At 71.4% G+C, this 17,610-nt stretch carries 14 protein-coding genes and 1 tRNA gene; 14 read left to right on the top strand and 1 reads right to left on the bottom strand.

From position 1 onward, the window contains the following. The first annotated feature begins 135 nt into the window (after positions 1 to 135). From DEH69_RS09335 to pyk, 8 genes are all read left to right on the top strand, one after another. A complete protein-coding gene (locus DEH69_RS09335; protein ID WP_113686448.1) occupies positions 136 to 1,461 on the top strand; it encodes a sugar ABC transporter substrate-binding protein in 1,326 nt (441 codons plus the stop codon). Further along, positions 1,451 to 2,443 carry a carbohydrate ABC transporter permease gene (locus DEH69_RS09330; protein ID WP_258534555.1) on the top strand — a complete coding sequence of 331 codons (993 nt, stop codon included), beginning with the start codon at positions 1,451 to 1,453 and terminating at the stop codon, positions 2,441 to 2,443. Before DEH69_RS09335 ends, DEH69_RS09330 begins: the two co-directional genes overlap by 11 nt. Then, positions 2,440 to 3,267, top strand: coding sequence for a carbohydrate ABC transporter permease (locus DEH69_RS09325; protein WP_113686446.1), 828 nt, complete (start codon positions 2,440 to 2,442; stop codon positions 3,265 to 3,267). The genes DEH69_RS09330 and DEH69_RS09325 overlap by 4 nt, the downstream gene beginning before the upstream one ends. 23 nt (positions 3,268 to 3,290) lie before the next feature. Continuing rightward, a complete protein-coding gene (locus tag DEH69_RS09320) occupies positions 3,291 to 3,647 on the top strand; it encodes a chorismate mutase (RefSeq protein WP_113686445.1) in 357 nt (118 codons plus the stop codon). A gap of 49 nt (positions 3,648 to 3,696) precedes the next feature. Beyond that, positions 3,697 to 6,210 (top strand): aminopeptidase N, encoded by a 2,514-nt coding sequence (gene pepN / locus DEH69_RS09315; protein ID WP_113686623.1) that lies wholly within the window; start codon positions 3,697 to 3,699, stop codon positions 6,208 to 6,210. Between the two features lie 110 nt (positions 6,211 to 6,320). Further along, complete coding sequence (locus DEH69_RS09310; RefSeq protein ID WP_113686444.1) at positions 6,321 to 7,883, top strand: pyridoxal-dependent decarboxylase; 1,563 nt, start codon at positions 6,321 to 6,323, stop codon at positions 7,881 to 7,883. Then, positions 7,880 to 9,286, top strand: a complete 1,407-nt coding sequence (locus tag DEH69_RS09305) for a lysine N(6)-hydroxylase/L-ornithine N(5)-oxygenase family protein (protein ID WP_113686443.1) — start codon at positions 7,880 to 7,882, stop codon at positions 9,284 to 9,286. The genes DEH69_RS09310 and DEH69_RS09305 overlap by 4 nt, the downstream gene beginning before the upstream one ends. A gap of 162 nt (positions 9,287 to 9,448) precedes the next feature. Further along, positions 9,449 to 10,882, top strand: a complete 1,434-nt coding sequence (gene pyk, locus DEH69_RS09300) for a pyruvate kinase (protein ID WP_113686442.1) — start codon at positions 9,449 to 9,451, stop codon at positions 10,880 to 10,882. A 129-nt stretch (positions 10,883 to 11,011) separates the two neighbouring features. Here the strand turns inward: pyk and DEH69_RS09295 are convergent. After that, positions 11,012 to 11,095 (bottom strand) — tRNA-Leu (locus DEH69_RS09295). Between the two features lie 90 nt (positions 11,096 to 11,185). On the opposite strand from DEH69_RS09295, the gene DEH69_RS09290 reads away from it, so the two are divergent. The 6 genes from DEH69_RS09290 (at position 11,186) to DEH69_RS09265 (ending at position 17,569) form a co-directional block, all read left to right on the top strand. After that, positions 11,186 to 11,866 carry an ANTAR domain-containing response regulator gene (locus DEH69_RS09290; RefSeq protein WP_113686441.1) on the top strand — a complete coding sequence of 227 codons (681 nt, stop codon included), beginning with the start codon at positions 11,186 to 11,188 and terminating at the stop codon, positions 11,864 to 11,866. Positions 11,867 to 12,158: 292 nt separating this feature from the next. Further along, entirely contained in the window at positions 12,159 to 13,376 is a 1,218-nt protein-coding gene (locus DEH69_RS09285; RefSeq protein ID WP_258534554.1) for a branched-chain amino acid ABC transporter substrate-binding protein, read from the top strand. Positions 13,377 to 13,468: 92 nt separating this feature from the next. Beyond that, positions 13,469 to 14,392: a branched-chain amino acid ABC transporter permease gene (locus DEH69_RS09280; protein WP_113686439.1), complete on the top strand. Its 924-nt coding sequence runs from the start codon at positions 13,469 to 13,471 to the stop codon at positions 14,390 to 14,392. Next, positions 14,389 to 15,840: a branched-chain amino acid ABC transporter permease gene (locus DEH69_RS09275; RefSeq protein WP_113686438.1), complete on the top strand. Its 1,452-nt coding sequence runs from the start codon at positions 14,389 to 14,391 to the stop codon at positions 15,838 to 15,840. The genes DEH69_RS09280 and DEH69_RS09275 overlap by 4 nt, the downstream gene beginning before the upstream one ends. After that, on the top strand, positions 15,837 to 16,802 hold the full coding sequence (locus DEH69_RS09270) for an ABC transporter ATP-binding protein (RefSeq protein ID WP_113686437.1): 966 nt from the start codon (positions 15,837 to 15,839) through the stop codon (positions 16,800 to 16,802). The genes DEH69_RS09275 and DEH69_RS09270 overlap by 4 nt, the downstream gene beginning before the upstream one ends. 59 nt (positions 16,803 to 16,861) lie before the next feature. Continuing rightward, positions 16,862 to 17,569: an ABC transporter ATP-binding protein gene (locus DEH69_RS09265; RefSeq protein ID WP_258534569.1), complete on the top strand. Its 708-nt coding sequence runs from the start codon at positions 16,862 to 16,864 to the stop codon at positions 17,567 to 17,569. Positions 17,570 to 17,610 lie beyond the last annotated feature (41 nt).

Raw genomic sequence — 17,610 nt, 5'->3', positions numbered from 1 at the left:
GGCCTCTGGCCTGGACCAATGCGGTCAGTGGTCCAGCCCACAAACGGTGCCGTTCCGTGATGTGAGGATCTGGATCGGCCGTTTGCCGCGCTGTCACAATCGACGCTCATTCGATCGTTACGGAGGGGCGCTCGTATGCGGCAATCTCCCCGGGGGCGTTCCCCCTTTCCGCGCCTGTCGCGGCGCCGGCGCCTGGTCGCCGGCGCCGCGGCCCTGTCGCTCGGCCTGCTGACGGCGTGCGGCGGCGACGGCGGCGACGGCGGCGACGGCTCGAACGGCGGGGGCGCGACCCTCGAGGTCTGGATCATGGAGGGCACCAACCCCGACGCCGAGCCCTATGTGGAGGCGCTCGAGGCCGCGTTCGGCGAGGAGACCGGCGCATCGCTCGACGTGCAGTTCATCCAGTGGGCCGACGCGCACGACCGGTTCACCACGGCCATGGCGGGCGGTGAGCTGCCCGACGTGGCCGAGATCGGCACCACATGGGCGCCGGAGTTCGGGGCGGCGGGGGCGCTGGCCGACCTCTCGGGGAGCATCGACGAGGCGGGCCTCGGCGACGACCTGGTGCCCGGGCTCATCGACGCGGCCACCGTGGACGGGGCCGTCTACGGCATGCCGTGGTACGCGGGTATCCGCTCGCTCATGTACCGCGCGGACATCTTCGCCGAACACGGCCTCCAACCCCCCACCACCTGGGAGGAGTTGCGCGATGTCGCGCTCCGGCTGCGCGACCTCGAGCCCGACATGATCCCCTTCCCGGTCCCCGGCGGCAGCGAGTACGGCCTGTACCCGTTCATCTGGGGCGCGGGCGGCGAGATCGCCGAGCGGGACGGCGACGGCTGGCGTTCCACCATCAACTCCCCCGAGGCCGTCGAGGGGATCGACTTCTACACGTCGCTGGCCACCGAGGACGACCTCTCCGTCGCCGCCGCCGAGACCTGGCTGGAGACCGACCAGCTGGAGAGCTTCCAGAACGGCGACGCGGCCATGGTCGTCAACGGCAACTGGACGGTGAACACCCTCCTCCAGGCCGACCCGGCCTGGGCCGAGCAGGTCGGCGTGGTGCCGCTGCCGGGCCAGGGGAGCGGCCTCAGCCCGTCCTTCGTCGGCGGCTCGCTGCTCGGGGAGTTCAACAGCGACGAGCCCGAACTCGCCTGGCAGCTCATCGAGATGATGACCACGGGCGAGCTGGCCGCCCAATGGGCCGACCAGTCGGGGTACTTCCCCGGGCAGCAGTCGCTGCTCGAGGAGGTCCAGGCGGAGGACGACCCGCTGGTGGCGCCGTTCGCCCGGCAGATGCTGGAGGCGGGCGCCGCGCTCCCGGTGACCGAGCTGTACGGGCAGGTCCAGGGCGAGCAGATCGTCCAGGGCATGCTCCAGCGGATCCTCTCGGGCGACCAGAGCCCCCAGGAGGCCGCCGACGAGGCCGCCGCGGCCATGGACGAGACCTTTGGCGGCTGACCTGAGGAGGGACCTGGGCAAGGGCCCGAGGAAGGCCGGGCCCGCCGCGCCGATGGCCCGTGCCGCGCGCCGCGCGGCATGGGCCCGCGCCTCGCGGCCCTGGCTGCTGCTCGCCCCCGCGCTCGCCGTCCTCGCGGTGCTGCTGTTCTGGCCGCTGGTGCGCGTGCTGCTGCTGTCGTTCCAGGACTACGGGCTGCGGCAGATCAACACCGGCGAGAGCAACTACACAGGTCTCGACAACTACCGCGAGATCCTGGGCGATTCGTTCCTGTGGACCACGGTGCTGCCCAACACCGTGGGGTTCGCGGCCGCGTGCGTGGCCCTCACCGTCGTGGTCGGCACCCTGGTCGCGCTGCTGCTGCAACGCCTCGGGCGCGCATGGCGGGTCATCTGCTCGACGGCGGTCATGATGGCCTGGGCGATGCCCGCGGTGACCGGCACCTATGTGTGGATCTGGGTGTTCGACCCGCTGGACGGCGTGGTCAGCGGCGGCCTCGACGGGCTCGGGCTGATCGAGCCGCGCGAGACCAACTGGTTCACCGAGCGCTGGTCGTTCTACGCGATCGCCACGCTCAACGTCGTCCACCACGGCTTCCCCTTCGTGGCCATCACCGTCTACGCGGCGCTGCTGACCATCCCGCGCGAGCTGCCCGAGGCGGCGACGGTGGACGGGGCGAACGCCTGGCAGCGCTTCCGGCACATCACCGTCCCCACCATAAGGCCCGTCTTCATGGTGGTGACGATCCTGTCGATCATCTGGGACTTCAAGGTGTTCGCGCAGATCTACCTCATGCCGGGCGGCGCGGGCGCCAACCCCGACGTCCTCAACCTGGGCGTGTGGTCCTACATCGAGTCCTTCAGCCGCAACCAGTACGGCCTCGGCTCGGCCATCGCGGTCCTGCTCACGCTGCTGCTGCTCGCCATCACCGTCGTCTATGTGCGGGCCCTGTCCAGGGAGTCCGACGAGGGGGAGGCCACGTGACCCGCCGCACCTCCACCGCGGGAAGGATCGGCATCGCCGCGGCCGTGGCGGCGCTGCTGGCGTTCACGCTCTTCCCCGTCTACTGGATGATCTCCTCCGCGTTCGACCCCGAGGCGGACCACCGCGGCTCCGAGGTGCTGCCCTCCGGGTTCACCCTCGACCACTTCTCCCACGTGCTCGACGACGGCGAGTTCGCCCGGTATCTGGCCAACTCCGCGCTGGTGGGCCTTGGCACGGTGCTGCTCTCCGGGCTGCTCGCGCTCTTCGCGGCCGTCGCGGTGGCCCGCTTCCGCTTCCGGCTGCGCACCCAGGTGCTGGTGATGATCCTGGTGGTGCAGATGGTGCCGTTGGAGGCGCTAGTCATCCCGCTGTTCCTCCAGATGCGCGACCTGGAGCTGCTCAACAGCCTGATCGGACTGACGGTCGTGTACCTGGCGTTCTCGCTGCCGTTCGCCGTCTGGACGCTGCGCGGCTTCGTCGCCGCGGTGCCAAGGGAGGTCGAGGAGGCGGCCTATCTGGACGGCTGCGGCTGGTGGGGGATGTTCGCGAGGATCCTGCTGCCGCTGGTCGCCCCCGGGCTCGTGGCCACGAGCGTCTTTGCGTTCATCGTCGCCTGGAACGAGTTCGTCTTTGCGTTCGTCTTCATGCAGGACGACAGCAAGTACACCGCGGCCGTCGGGCTGCACCGCTTCTTCGGCCAGTACAGCACCGACTGGGGCGCGGTGATGGCGGGCTCGACCCTGATCACGCTGCCGGTCCTGATCTTCTTCGTCCTGGTGCAGCGCCGCCTGGCCGGTGGCCTCGCCGCGGGCGCGATCAGGTGATCCCTCCCTCTAGGGTGGGGTGCATGAGGAGCCTTGACGACCGGGACGACCTGGACGAGAGCGTCCGCGCCGAGCTCGTTCAGCTGCGGGACAGCATCGACAACATCGACGCCGCCGTCGTCCACATCCTGGCCGAGCGCTTCAAGGCGACGCAGCGGGTCGGGCGGCTCAAGGCCGAGCACCGGCTCCCGGCCGCCGACCCGGCGCGCGAGGCGCGCCAGATCAAGCGGCTGCGGCAGCTCGCGGAGAGCGCCAAGCTGGATCCGGCGTTCGCCGAGAAGCTGCTGAACTTCATCATCGCCGAGGTGATCCGCCACCACGAGACGCTCGCGAGCGAGTCCGTGCCCGGTGGCGGATCGCCGTCGGACGATCGGCGGTAGGCGCTAGGGGGAGTTCCGGTAGGCCGTCCACTGCGGCACGATGATCCCCATGGCCACACTGACACGCAGCGAAGCGGAAGACCGCGCCCGCCTCATCGAGGTACGCCAGTACGCGATCGACCTCGACTTCACCGGCGGCGAGGAGACGTTCACCTCCGCCACCACGATCCGCTTCCGCGCCCGTCAGGCCGGTGACACTTTCGCCGAGCTGCGGCCCACCGCCGTGCGCCGCGCCACCCTGGACGGCGATGACCTCGACCCCGCGGCGTTCGCCGAAGGGCGCATCGCGCTGACCGGCCTCGCGGAGGGCGAGCACGAGCTGTCCGTCACCGCCGCCATGCCCTACTCGCGCACCGGCGAGGGCATCCACCGCTTCACCGACCCCGCCGACGGGCTCACCTACCTCTACAGCATGTGCTGCATGACCGAGAGCCCTCTGGTCTACGCGGCGTTCGACCAGCCCGACCTCAAGGCCGTCTTCGACGTCACCGTCACCGCGCCCGAGGACTGGACGGTGCTGGGCAACGGCGTCGCGACGCGCGTCGACGGCGAGCCGGGCCGCTGGATCTGCGCCACCACCCCGCCGCTGAGCACCTATCTGATGGCCGTCGTCGCGGGCCCCTACCACTCGGTGCGCACCGAGCACGCGGGCCTGCCCTTCGGCCTGCATGTGCGGCGTTCGCTGGCCGAGCACCTGGACAAGGACGCGGACGAGCTGTTCGACCTGACCAGGCGCTGCTTCGACCGCTACGCCGAGCTCTACGACGAGCCCTACCCGTTCGACTCCTACGACCAGGCGTTCGTCCCCGAGTTCAACGCGGGCGCCATGGAGAACCCCGGACTCGTCACCCTGCGCGACGAGTTCATCTATCGCTCGGCCGTCACCGAGACCCAGCGCCAGACGCGCGGCGTCGTCATCGCGCACGAGATGGCGCACATGTGGTTCGGCGACCTGGTCACCCTGCGCTGGTGGGACGACATCTGGCTCAACGAGTCGTTCGCCGAGTTCATGGGGTACCAGGTGATCGACGACACGACCGGCTACGAGCCGTGGAACGAGTTCGCCGTCGCCCGCAAGGCGTGGGGCTACGACGTCGACCAGCGCCCCACCACCCACCCCGTCGCGCCCGAGCCCGACGCGGTGCCCGACACGGCGTCGGCGTGGCTCAACTTCGACGGCATCTCCTATGCCAAGGGCGCCTCCGCGCTGCGCCAACTGGTCACCTGGCTCGGCGAGAAGGACTTCATCGCCGGGATCAACGACCACTTCGCCCGCCACAGGTTCGGCAACGCGACCCTCGCCGACTTCATCGGCTCCATGGCCCGCGCCTCGGGCCGCCCCGTCCCCGAGTGGGCCGACCGCTGGCTGCGCACGAGCGGCCCCGACACGCTCACCCCCGAGGTCACGGACGGCGCGGGGGAGTGGCGGCTGCGGCTCCAGCACAAGGGAGGGCGCCCGCACCGGCTCACGCTCGGGGCGTACGACGAGGAGGAGGGGCGCGCGGTCCTGCGCGAGCGCCACACCCTCGACCTGCCCGCCGCCGACGGCACCGCCGAGCACACCTTTCCCGGCGCCAGGCCCGCGCTGCTCGTGGTCAACGACGGCGACCTCACCTATGCCAAGGTGCGGCTCGACCGCGCCTCACGCGAGACGGCGCTGCGCGTCCTGCCCACCCTGCCCGACCCGTTGACCAGGACCGTCGTCTGGGGCTCGCTGCGCGACATGGTGCGCGACGGCGAGCTCGACCCGCTCCTGTACGCCGACGCGGCCCGCCGCCTGCTCCCCGACGAGCCCGCCACCGCGCTCGTCGAGTCGGTCATCGGCTTCGCCAGCGGCCAGGTCGCGGGCGTCTACCTCGCGGGCAGGCGGCGGGCCACCGCGCTGCGCCTCGTCGGCGACCTCGCCGCCGAGCTGCTCGGCCCCGCCACCACCGACCCCACCCGCCGCCTGATCGCGGCGCGGGCGGCGATCGGCGCGGCCACCGAGCCCGGCGAGCTGCGCTCGTGGTATGCGTCGGGCACGGTCCCCGGCGGGCCGCACCTCGACCCCGAGCTGCGCTGGCAGCTGCTGCACCGGCTCGCCGTCCTCGGCGCCACCACGCGCGAGGAGATCGCGGCCGAGGCCGCGCGCGACGCCACCGCCGTGGGCGAGGAGGGCGCGGCCCGCTGCCGCGCCGCCCTGCCGGACGAGGAGGCCAAGGCGGCCGCGTGGGAGGCGATGTTCGACCCCGCCGACCGGCTGTCCAACTACCTCTTCCTCGCGACCGCCCAGGGCTTCTGGCACCCCGAGCACGAGGAGCTGCTGACGCCCTACGTCGAGCGCTACTTCCCCGCCGCCACCGCCCTGGCCGCCCGCCGCGGCCACACCCTGGGCGTGATGGCAGGGCGGTACGCCTACCCCGCGGTCCTCGTCGGCAAGGAGACCGCGCGGCTGACCGAGGAGTGGCTGCGCGACCACGAGCCCGTTCCCGCCCTGGCCCGCGGTCTGGTCAACCAGCTCGACGACATGCGGCGGGCGCTCGACGTGCGACGCGCGTTCGGGAACACATCGGCCGTCCGTTAGCTCGTTCGGGGGAACGGCTCGCAACGCCGGGACCGCGCCGGGGGCGCCCGCGTAGCTTGTGCCCGTCCGGCCCAAGCCGGCGCCCCCACGCACGTGAGAGAGACCGAAGCATGGCCGCGCCCCCCACCCCCGACCCCAGCCTGCTCGCGGGCGGCCCCGCCGGGCCGCGCGCCCTGCGGCCCCTGGTGGAGACCGTTCTCGCCGCCCTCGACGAGGGCGCCGCCGCGCGCTGCGGGCCGTTGCCCCGCGGCGGTCCCGACGCCGTCGCCCGTCGGTTGCTGACCCGCTACGGCGCCGCGCTCCCGGCGCGGGGCACCGGCGCGCACGACGCGCTGCACTCCCTGGTGACGGCGCTCGCCGAGGGCGCCGCCGACCCGGCCGACCCCCACTGCGCGGCCCATCTGCACGCCCCGCCGCTGGCCGTCGCCGCCGCGGCCGACCTAGCCGCCGCTGCGCTCAACCCCTCGATGGACTCCTGGGACCAGGCCCCCGCCGCCTCCGTCCTCGAACGCCATCTCACCGGCGCGCTCGCCGCGTTGGTCCACCCCGCGGGCCCGGCCCCCGACGCCCTGGTCACCACGGGCGGCACCGAGGCCAACCTCCTGGGCGCCCTCCTCGCCCGCGAGCGCCTCGGCCCCCGGCTGACCCTGGTGTGCGGGGCCAACGCCCACCACAGCGTCAGGCGCGCGGCCTGGCTGCTCGGGCTGCCCACGCCCCTCGTGCTGCCCACGCCCACCGGCGCGCTCGACCCCCGCGCCGTCGCCGCGGCCCTTGACCGCCTCGACGCGGCGGGCGCCGCCCGCGCCCTGGTCGTCGCCACCGCGGGCACCACCGACGCCGGGGTCATCGACCCGCTGCCCCGGCTCGCCGACGCCCTGGCCGCCCACCGCGCCCGCGGGGCCGCGGCGCTGCACGTCGACGCGGCCTATGGCGGCCCGCTGCTGCTGAGCGACGCCCACCGGGCCAAGGTCGCCGGGCTCGAACGCGCCGACTCCGTCACGCTCGACCTGCACAAGCTGGGCTGGCAGCCGGTCGCCGCCGGTCTTCTGACCGTTCCCGACACCGCGTGGCTCGCCGCCCTGAGCCAGCGCGCCGACTACCTCAACGCCGAGGACGACACCGAGGCGGGGCTGCCCGACCTGCTGGGCCGCTCGCTGCGCACCACACGCCGCCCCGACATCCTCAAGGTCGCCGTGACCATACGCGCCCTCGGCACCACGGGCCTGGCCGCGCTGGTGGACAGCGTGTGCGACGCCGCGCGCGCCCTGGCCGCCCTGGTCGCCGCCGAGCCGCGCCTGACCCTGTGGGCCCCGCCCACCATCTCGACCGTTCTCTTCCGCCCCGCGGGCGCGGCCGACGAGCAGGTCGCCGCCATCCGCCGCAGGCTGCTCGCCGAGGGCCGCGCCGTCCTCGGCCGGGCCTGCGCGCCCGACGCGGCCGGGCGCCCGGCGCTGTGGCTCAAGGCCACCCTCCTCAACCCCCAGGTGCAGCACAGCGACCTGGCCGCCCTGATCAAGCTCGTCCTCGACCAGGCAGACCACCCCCCAGAGCCCGAGCACCTTGAAAGCACCGAGACCACCGAGACCACCGAGACCACCGAGACCACCCAGACCACCGAGACCACCCAGACCACCGAAAGACCAGAGAGCATCGCGAAGGACGGCAGCCGATGACACCCGTGGACCCGCACTCCCCGTTCGACCTCGTCGGCATCGGCATCGGCCCCGCCAACCTCTCGCTCGCCGCCCTCGCCCAGGGCAGGCCCGACCTGCGCACGGCGTGGTTCGAGCGCGAGCCGGCGTTCCACTGGCACCCCGGGCTGCTGATCGAGGGCACGACGCTGCAAGTCCCGTTCCTCGCCGACCTGGTGACCCTCGCCGACCCGACGAGCCCCTATGGCTTCCTCAGCTATCTGCAGCACCAGCAGCGGCTGTTCCCCTTCTATGTCGCCGAGCGGTTCCACATCCCGCGCGCCGAGTACGACGCGTACTGCCGCTGGGTCACGGGCCAGTTGCCCGGGCTCTTCTTCGGCCACCACGTGGACGGCGCGCGGTGGAACGCCGAACGAGCCCTCTTCGAGCTGGACATCACCCGGCTCGGCCCCGAAGGGGCGCCCGTCGAGACGACCCGCGCGCACGCCCGCCACCTCGCCGTCGGCATCGGCACCGCGCCGCACGTCCCGGAGCCGCTGCGCCCGCTGGCCGACTCGTCGGCCGTGCCCGTGATCCACTCCGCCGACTACCTCGACCACCGCGAACGGCTCCTCGCCCTCGACCATGTCACCGTCGTCGGCTCGGGCCAGTCGGGCGCCGAGGTCTTCCTCGACCTGCTGCGCCGCCGCCCGCCTGGGCGCGAAGGGCTGCACTGGATCACCCGCAGCCCCGCGTTCGCGCCCATGGAGTACAGCAAGCTCGGCCTCGAGCACTTCACGCCCGACTACACGCGGTACTTCCACGGGCTGCCCGAGCCGGTGCGCGACCGGCTGGTGGCCGGGCAGGGGCGGCTGTACAAGGCGATCGACGCGGGGACCCTGGCCGCCATCCACGACGAGCTGTACGAGCACGGCCTGCGCGCCGGGTGGCCCGACGCGGCGCTGCTGCCCGGCGTCGCCGTCCGCACCGCGGGCCGCACGGGCACCGCCGAGATCGAGCTGCACGTGGAGCACGCCGACTCGGGGGAGCGCGGCAGGCTGCGCACCGCGGGGCTCGTGTTGGCCACGGGATATCGCGAACGGCCCCTCGACCCGCTGCTCTCGGCGCTCGACCCGGTCCTGCGCAGGGACGCGGCGGGGCGGCCCGAGGTGACGGAGGACTACCGGCTGGCGCTCGCTCCGGCCGTCACGGGCGCGGTGTTCGTGCAGAACGCCGAGCTGCACACCCATGGCGTCGGCGCCCCCGACCTCGGCCTGGTGGCGCACCGGGCGGCCACGATCCTCAACTCCCTGCCGGGCGGCGCGCGCTATCCGCTGCCCACGCGCACGGCGTTCACGACCTTCGGCCTCGCACCCGCCGGCGCACGCCGGGTCCCGGCGCAGCGTTTCGTCGCGGAAAGCGCTGGGCAGATTGCCACTCGATAAAGGGGTTCGGCCGATGTCCCGGGCGAATAGGGGCTCATAAGAGCGGGCCCCCGCTCACAATGGAAAAGCTCGCCGGTCTTGTTGGCCTCTCTTTAAATCCCGGCCTTCGTATGGTCACTTCCGGATAGCTCTCTACTGGCCGGTAACTCCTATGGTTGCCATATGCGCCGAGCGAAAATCGTTTGCACACTTGGGCCCGCCACCGACTCATATGAGCGCATCGCCGCGCTTGTCGACGCGGGGATGAACGTAGCCCGGCTCAATCTCAGCCATGGCGCGCACCGCGAGCACGAAGTGCGCTACCAGCGAGTGCGCCGCGCCGCCGAGGAATTGGGGCACAGCGTCGGAATTCTGGCGGATCTCCAGGGCCCGAAGATCCGGCTCGGCAGCTTCCGCGAAGGACCCGTGCTCCTGGAGACCGGCGACGAATTCACCATCACCACCGAGGATGTCGCGGGCGACCAGGACCACTGCGGCACCACCTACTCCGGGCTGCCGGGCGATGTCGGCCCCGGCGAGCGGATCCTGGTGGACGACGGCCGCGTCGCCCTCGAGGTCGTCTCGGTCGAGGGCCCCCGCGTGCGCACGCGCGTCGTCGAGGGCGGCATGGTCTCCGACCACAAGGGCCTCAACCTCCCCGGCGTCTCCGTCTCCGTCCCCGCGCTCTCCCCCAAGGACATCGACGATCTGCGGTGGGCCCTGCGCACGGGCGTCGACATCATCGCCCTGTCCTTCGTGCGCAGCGGCGACGACATCAAGGACGTCCACCGCGTGATGGCCGAGGAGGGCCGCTTCCTGCCGGTGATCGCCAAGATCGAGAAGCCGCAGGCCGAGGAGAACCTCAAGGACATCGTGGACGCGTTCGACGGCATCATGGTCGCCCGCGGGGACCTCGGCGTCGAAGTCCCGCTCGAGGCCGTGCCGATGGTGCAGAAGCGCGCCGTCAAGCTCGCCAAGCGCAACGCCAAGCCCGTGATCGTGGCGACGCAGATGCTCGACTCGATGATCGAGTCCTCGCGCCCCACGCGCGCCGAGGCGTCCGACGTGGCCAACGCCGTGATGGACGGCACGGACGCGGTGATGCTCTCCGGCGAGACCAGCGTGGGCCGTTACCCCGTGGAGACCGTCCGCACGATGAGCCGCATCGTGTGCGCGGCCGAGGAGGAGCTGCTCGCGCGCGGCCTCACGCCGCTCGATCAGGGCACCAAGCCCCGCACCCAGGGCGGCGCGGTGGCCAGGGCGGCCGCGGAGATCGGCGACTTCCTCGACGCCAAGCTGCTGGTGGCGTTCACGCAGAGCGGGGACACCGCGCGCAGGCTCTCGCGGTCGCGTTCGCCGATCCCCGTGGTGGCGTTCACGCCCGACCCGGCCACGCACGCGCAGCTGACGCTGACCTGGGGCGTGGAGACGCACCTGGTCCCGGCCGTGCAGACCACGGATGAGATGGTGACGCAGATGGACGACCAGCTGCTGAGCCTGGGGCGCTGCCGCAAGGGCGAGATCGTGGTGATGACGGCGGGCTCGCCGCCCGAGACGCCCGGCACGACCAACCTGGTCAGGGTCCATCACGTCGGCGAGGACGACTCGCCGCACTGAGCCGGGCGCCGTGCCCGGCAATCCTAGGCAGGCGTTAGGCCGCGGTTAGGCCGCGCAGCTCGGCACAGAAGGGGGAGGAACCACCCGTCATCGCAGCTCAGAACGTAGATTCGCTGTGCAGCTCGCGTGTGCCGGGTGCGGGATTCGAACCCGCATGCCCTCACGGGCAGAGGTGTTTGAGACCTCCGTGTATACCGGTTCCACCAACCCGGCGAGCGACGCGGTCAGTGTAGCCGCTCGGCCGTCGCGTGAGCGACTGGGTACTCTCATGGGTGGCCCAGCCGGCAGGAAACGAGGAGCACCGTGAGCACCCCCGACGTCCCTGACGAGCCCACCACCCCGGCGGAAGCCGCGGACGAGGCGGCTCATGTCCCGCCCCACACCACGCGCGTGGTCATCGCCGAGGACGAGGCACTGATCCGGCTCGACCTCAAGGAGATGCTCGAAGAGGAGGGCTACACCGTCGTCGGGGAGGCCGGGGACGGTGAGCGCGCGGTCGAGCTGGCCAGGGAGCTGCGGCCCGACCTGGTGATCCTGGACGTGAAGATGCCCGTGATGGACGGGATCTCGGCCGCCGAGAAGATCGCGGGGGAGTCCCTGGCGCCCGTGCTGATGCTGACCGCGTTCTCCCAGCGCGACCTGGTCGAACGGGCCAGGGACGCGGGCGCGATGGCGTACCTCGTCAAGCCGTTCAGCAAGAGCGACGTGGTGCCCGCGATCGAGATCGCCGTCTCGCGCTTCCAGGAGCTGTCCACGCTCGCCAAGGAGGTCGCCGACCTCGCCCAGCGGCTGGAGACGCGGAAGTTGGTGGACCGCGCCAAGAGCGTGCTCCAGACCCAGTACGGGCTGACCGAGCCCGCGGCCTTCCGCTGGATCCAGAAGACGTCGATGGACCGCAGGCTGTCCATGCACCAGGTCGCCGAGGCCGTGATCCAGGACGCCGAGGAGAAGCGGCAGAAGCAGCAGAAGCAGCGCTCCGAGTAGGGCGAACGCCGTTCGCGTGGCCCGTGCAAAGGTTCGCAGCGAGTTAACAGCGCGTTAAAACGCCCGAAAAGCGACGTCGCTGCCCGCGCCCCCCTTCGCCCAGGGGGCGCGGGCAGCCGTGCGCCGGGCCGGTCCGGGATGAGCGGATCTCGCACCTCACGTCCGTTCACCGGTGCGCCGTGTTCTGTTTCCGGCGTATGCCACAGGTCACGAGGCGATCACATCTGTCGCGACAGTGTGTTCGTGCAGCTTGTGGGGCAATAGATTCCGCTGCACGCCGCATCGGTGTGCCGTGAGCACTGGAAAGCCGTGCGGCCTCGACATGACGGCCTCGCTCCAGGGGGTTTTCCACGTGCTCAACAAGTCCATCGTGAGACTTGCGATACCCGTCGCCATCGGGGCACTCGCGCTCACCGCTTGCGGAAGTGACGACGGGGACGGCGGTGGGGCGTACAAGATCGCGTACCAGGGCCCGCTGTCCGGCACCAACGTCGCGCTCGGCGAGAACATGCAGAACGGCATTCAGCTCGCCATCGACGAGGCCAACGAGAGCGGTGAGTACGACTTCGAGATCGAGTACTTCGCCGCCGACGACCGCGGCGCCGAGGGCGACGCCACCACCGCGGCCCAGACCGCGATCGACGACGCCGACGTGATGGCGGTCGTCGGGCCCGCGTTCTCGGGGCCCGCCAACATCTCGGCGCCGCTCTACGGCCAGGCCGGGCTCGCCGCGGTCTCCTCGTCGGCGACGCTCCCCGCGCTCACCGAGCAGGGCTTCCAGACCTTCCTGCGGGCCGTGCCCAACGACAACGCCCAGGGCCTGGCCATGTCGGACTTCCTCGTCGGCCAGGACGGCGTCGAGAGCGTCATGGTGGTCAGCGACTCCACCCCGTACGGCGAGGGCCTTTCCGACGTCGCCCAGTCCGAGCTCGAGGGCGCCGGGATCGCCGTCGAGCGGGAGACCGTTCCCGCCGACACCGTCGACTACGGCAGCGCCGCGCGCACGGTCGTGGACTCGGGAGTGGACGCCCTCATCTACGCGGGTTACTACGAGGGTCTCGCGCCGTTCGCCACCCGCCTCGCCGAGGCCGGCTTCGACGGCATCGGGATCTCGGGCGACGGCTCGAACGACGACGAGCTGATCAACCTCGCGGGCGACTCCGTCGAGGGCTGGTACCTCACGTGTCCGTGCACCGACGCGGCGGAGGAGCAGGCCACCGCCGAGTTCGCCGAGCGCTACGAGGCGGCCTACGACACCCCGCCCGGCACCTACTCCGCGGAGTCGTACGACGTCGCCAACATGATCATCGAGACGATCGCGGGGCTCGGTGACGACGTCAACCGCCAGGCCGTGTACGAGGCGCTGGCCGGCGCCGAGTACGAGGGGCTGACCAAGACGTTCGCGTTCGACGAGAACGGTGAGTTCACCAATACGGCGATCTTCATGTACCAGGTCGAGGGCGGCCAGCGCGCCTACCTCGGCGCGGTCGAGGAACTGACCGCCGGCTGAGCCCGCAGGCCCGGGCGGGCGGGGCGCCACCCGCTCCCGCCCGCCCGGGCCACCACGCATTGCCGCTCGTTCCCACAAGGAAGTCAGTTCCCATGTCCCTTTCCGATATCTGGGACGTCCTCGTCCTGGGGCTGGTGCTCGGCTCGCTCTACGCCGTCATCGCCATCGGCTACACGCTCGTCTACGGCGTGCTGCAACTGCTGAACTTCGCGCACAGCGAGGTCTTCATGGCCGGGGGCTTCGGGGGCGTCATCGCCCTCACCCTCATCGAACCGGCCGTGGATCCCTCGGGGTTGCAATCGGCGCTCTATGTGCTCCTCGGCATTCTGGGCGGAGCCATTCTGGGTGGCCTTGTCGCATTCGGTCTTGAAAAGGCCGCCTATCGCCCGTTGCGCAGACGCAACGCCCCGCGCCTTGTCTTCCTGATCACGGCGATCGGCGCCTCGTTCTTTCTCTACAACCTGGCGGGCAAGCTGTTCGGGCGCTATCCGCTGCCCATGCCGACGATGTACGAGAACAAGCAGGTGTTCGAGATCTTCGGCACCTCGGTCAGCGTGACCCAGCTGCTGATCCTGGTCGCCGGGCTCCTCATGCTCGTCACGGTCGACTTCGTGGTGAACCGCACCAAGCTGGGCTCCGGCATCAGGGCGGTCGCCCAAGACCCCGAGGTGGCCTCGCTCATGGGCGTCGACATCGACAAGGTGGTGTCCAGGACGTTCGTGCTCGGCGGCCTGATGGGCGGCGTGGCCGGGTTCCTGTTCGGCACCAACCTCCAGGTCGAGTACACGATGGGCTTCCTGCCCGGCATCACCGCGTTCGCCGCCGCCGTCCTCGGCGGCATCGGCAACGTGCGGGGCGCGATGCTCGGAGGGCTCACCCTCGGCGTCGTCGAGTCGTTCACGGTGGAGCTGTGGGGCGACGGCTGGCGCTACGTCGGCGCGTTCGTGGTGCTGGTGCTCGTGCTGATGTTCAGGCCGACGGGAATTCTCGGTGAGCGTGTGGGGAGGACGGCATGAGCGCCCAGGCTCCCGCCAAGGGACGGCCATCGGCCGCCAAGCTGCGGCAGCGGTCCTGGTACCAGCATCCGCGCTGGAGCAGGCTCGTCGCCCTGGTGATCACCGCCCTGGTGATCGCCCAGGTCACCGGCGAACAGGGCGTGCGCGGTGACCTCTTCGCCGCCCTTGAGGCCAACTTCACCGGCTCGGGCGTGTGGATCTGGCTCGGCATCTTCCTCGGGATCTGGCTCGTCCGCGAGTTCGCCCACGACGTGATCAAGGCGTTCACCTCCTCCGTCAAGCAGGAGGCGGCCCGCCCGGTCGACAGCCCCAGGGAGCTGACGCCCAGCGGGGGTTACTCCCTCGCCCGCGTCCATGTGTGGCTGCCCGCGCTGATCGCCAGGACGGTGCGGCTCGGCAACGCCACCCTGCGCGACAACAGGAACATCAGATACGCGGCCCTCGGCGGCCTGCTGATCTTCCTGGTCCTGCTGCCCCTCATGGTGACCACCCGCTGGCAGCAGGTCATGGTCGACCAGATCGGCATGTTCGTGCTGGTCGCCATCGGCCTCAACGTCGTCGTCGGCTGGGCGGGCATGCTGGACCTCGGCTTCATCGCGTTCTTCGCGATCGGCGCCTACAGCGCGGCGTACTGGACCGGTGGGCTGCCGGTCGAGCCGCCCGTCGAGCTCAACAACTTCCTGGTGATCCCGCTCGCCGTGATCACGTGCCTGATCGCGGGAATCCTGCTCGGCGCGCCGACGCTCCGGCTGCGCGGCGACTATCTGGCGATCGTGACGCTCGGCTTCCACGAGATCGTCTACCTGACCGCGCGGAACTGGAACGACGTCACCGGCGGCACGCGGGGCGCCCCGACGGACCGCTTCTCCGTGGACCTGGGCTTCTGGTCCTACGAGTGGGGCCTGGACCCGCAGCCCTACTACTGGCTGCAACTGGCGTTCGTCGTCGCGGTGCTCGCGCTGTTCCTGCGCCTCGAGCACTCCCGCGTCGGCCGCGCCTGGACCGCCATCAGGGAGGACGAGGTCGCCGCCGCGGCCACCGGCGTGGACACCGTCCGCTTCAAGCTGCTGGCGTTCGCCATCGGCGCCTCCACCTCCGGCATCGCCGGCGTCGTCTACGCGAGCAAGCTCGGCTACATCAACTCCGAGATGTTCATGGTGCTGCTGTCCGTGCTCGCCCTGTCCTATGTCGTCTTCGGCGGCATGGGCTCGATCCCCGGCGTGCTGCTCGGCACGGCGATCCTGGTGTGGCTGCCCGAGGCGCTGCGCGACACCGTCGACCCGCAGGACCGCTACATGTACCTCGGCGGGCTGCTCGTCGTGATGATGATCTACCGGCCGCAGGGCCTGCTGCCCTCGCGACGGCGGCAGCGCGAGCTGAAGATGGCCGAGGAGAGCGCCGGGGGCGCCGACGCCCTGGGAGCGCAGCCTGGAGGTGCGCAGGGATGACGACCGAGTTGAAGAAGGACGCCGAGGCCGGGGTGGGCGGAGACGTCCTCGACGCCACCGGCATCACCCTCCGCTTCGGCGGCCTGACCAGCCTCGACGATGTGGCGCTTCGCATGGCGCGCGGCGAGATCCTGGCGGTCATCGGGCCCAACGGGGCGGGCAAGACCTCCCTGTTCAACTCGCTGACCGGGGCCTATGTCCCGCAGGAGGGGCGGATCACCTTCCGCCCGAGGAGCGGCGGCGAGCACGAGCTGCGCGGCCGCAAGCCGCACAAGGCGAGCCGCCTCGGGGTGGCGCGGACGTTCCAGAACATCCGCCTCTTCGGCGCGTTGACCGTGCTGGAGAACGTCAAGATCGCCGTCGAGACGCGGCAGAAGACCGACCCGATCTCCATCATGCTCGGCCTGCCCAACGCGCGGCGCGACGAGCGGGAGAGCGACCGCAAGGCGCACGAGGTGCTGCGCTTCGTGGGCCTCGACCACCGGATGAACGAGATCGCCGCGGCGCTCAGCTACGGCGAGCAGCGGCGCCTTGAGATCGCGCGGGCGCTGGCCACCAGGCCCGAGCTGCTGCTGCTCGACGAGCCCGCGGCGGGCACCAACCCCACCGAGAAGCGCGACCTCGAGGGCCTGATCCGGCGGATCAACACCGAGCTGTCCGTGAGCGTGCTGCTGATCGAGCACGACATGCGCCTGGTGATGTCGGTCGCCGACCGGGTCGTGGTGCTCAACTTCGGCCGGAAGATAGCCGAGGGCACCCCCGCCGAGGTCCAGCAGGACCCCGCGGTGATCGAGGCGTATCTGGGCACATCCGCCGATGAGGACCGCGCCCTGGTCGCCGAGATGGTCGCCGAGCACGAGGCGGAGCAGGCGGAGCAGGCCGCGCGGCCCGCGGACGTCCCGGGCCCGCGTGACACCCCGGAGCCCGAGGGCGCCGCGAAGGACGAGGAGGAGCGGTCGTGAGCGTCGGACTCGACAAGGAGGCGGGGGCGGCGCCCGTTCCCGAGGACGGCGCGCCCGCCCTGCTCGAACTTCGGGACCTGCACGTCTTCTACGGCGCGATCGAGGCGCTCAAGGGCGTCAGCCTGACCGTGGCCGAGGGCGAGGTGGTGGCCCTGCTCGGCGGCAACGGCGCGGGCAAGTCCACCACGCTCAAGACCGCGTCCGGCATGATGGCGCCCCGCACCGGCGAGGTGTGGCTGCGCGGCGAGCGCGTCGACGGCATCACGTCGCACGAGCTGGTGCGGTTCGGCATCGGGCACGTCCCCGAGGGGCGCCGCGTGTTCCCGCGGATGTCCGTCCTCGAGAACCTGAGGATGGGCGCCTACCGGCTGCGCCGCCCCGACCCGGCCGACATCGACCGCGTGTTCACGCTGTTCCCGGTGCTGGCCCAGCGGCGCAAGCAGGTCTCGGGCACCCTCTCGGGCGGCGAGCAGCAGATGCTCGCGATCGGCCGCGCCCTCATGGGCAAGCCGGAGCTGCTGCTGCTCGACGAGCCGTCGATGGGCCTGGCGCCGCTGATCGTCCAGCAGATCTTTGAGATCCTCAAGGAGATCAACGAACAGGGCACCACGCTGCTGCTGGTGGAGCAGAACGCCTCGCAGGCGCTCCAGCTCGCCGACCGCGGCTATGTGCTGGAGACCGGCTCGGTGGTGATGGCCGACGAGGCGCCCGCCCTGCTGGCCGACCCGCGGATCCGCGCCGCCTACCTGGGCGAGGCGGCCGAGTGACGAACGCCACGGCGCGGCGCCCGCGTTCGGGCCCCGCTCGC

It is taken from the genome of Streptomyces sp. PT12 (assembly GCF_003311645.1).
Classification (GTDB): Bacteria; Actinomycetota; Actinomycetes; order Streptomycetales; family Streptomycetaceae; genus Streptomyces.
This window is presented reverse-complemented; position numbering and strand designations above follow the sequence as displayed.

Excerpts from the sequence above, each read along its gene's own strand:
- DEH69_RS09335 (WP_113686448.1), top strand. The coding sequence starts at position 136 with ATGCGGCAATCTCCCCGGGGGCGTTCCCCCTTTCCGCGCCTGTCGCGG.
- DEH69_RS09320 (WP_113686445.1), top strand. The coding sequence starts at position 3,291 with ATGAGGAGCCTTGACGACCGGGACGACCTGGACGAGAGCGTCCGCGCC.
- pepN (WP_113686623.1), top strand. The coding sequence starts at position 3,697 with ATGGCCACACTGACACGCAGCGAAGCGGAAGACCGCGCCCGCCTCATC.
- DEH69_RS09310 (WP_113686444.1), top strand. The coding sequence starts at position 6,321 with ATGGCCGCGCCCCCCACCCCCGACCCCAGCCTGCTCGCGGGCGGCCCC.
- DEH69_RS09305 (WP_113686443.1), top strand. The coding sequence starts at position 7,880 with ATGACACCCGTGGACCCGCACTCCCCGTTCGACCTCGTCGGCATCGGC.
- pyk (WP_113686442.1), top strand. The coding sequence starts at position 9,449 with ATGCGCCGAGCGAAAATCGTTTGCACACTTGGGCCCGCCACCGACTCA.
- DEH69_RS09280 (WP_113686439.1), top strand. The coding sequence starts at position 13,469 with ATGTCCCTTTCCGATATCTGGGACGTCCTCGTCCTGGGGCTGGTGCTC.
- DEH69_RS09275 (WP_113686438.1), top strand. The coding sequence starts at position 14,389 with ATGAGCGCCCAGGCTCCCGCCAAGGGACGGCCATCGGCCGCCAAGCTG.
- DEH69_RS09270 (WP_113686437.1), top strand. The coding sequence starts at position 15,837 with ATGACGACCGAGTTGAAGAAGGACGCCGAGGCCGGGGTGGGCGGAGAC.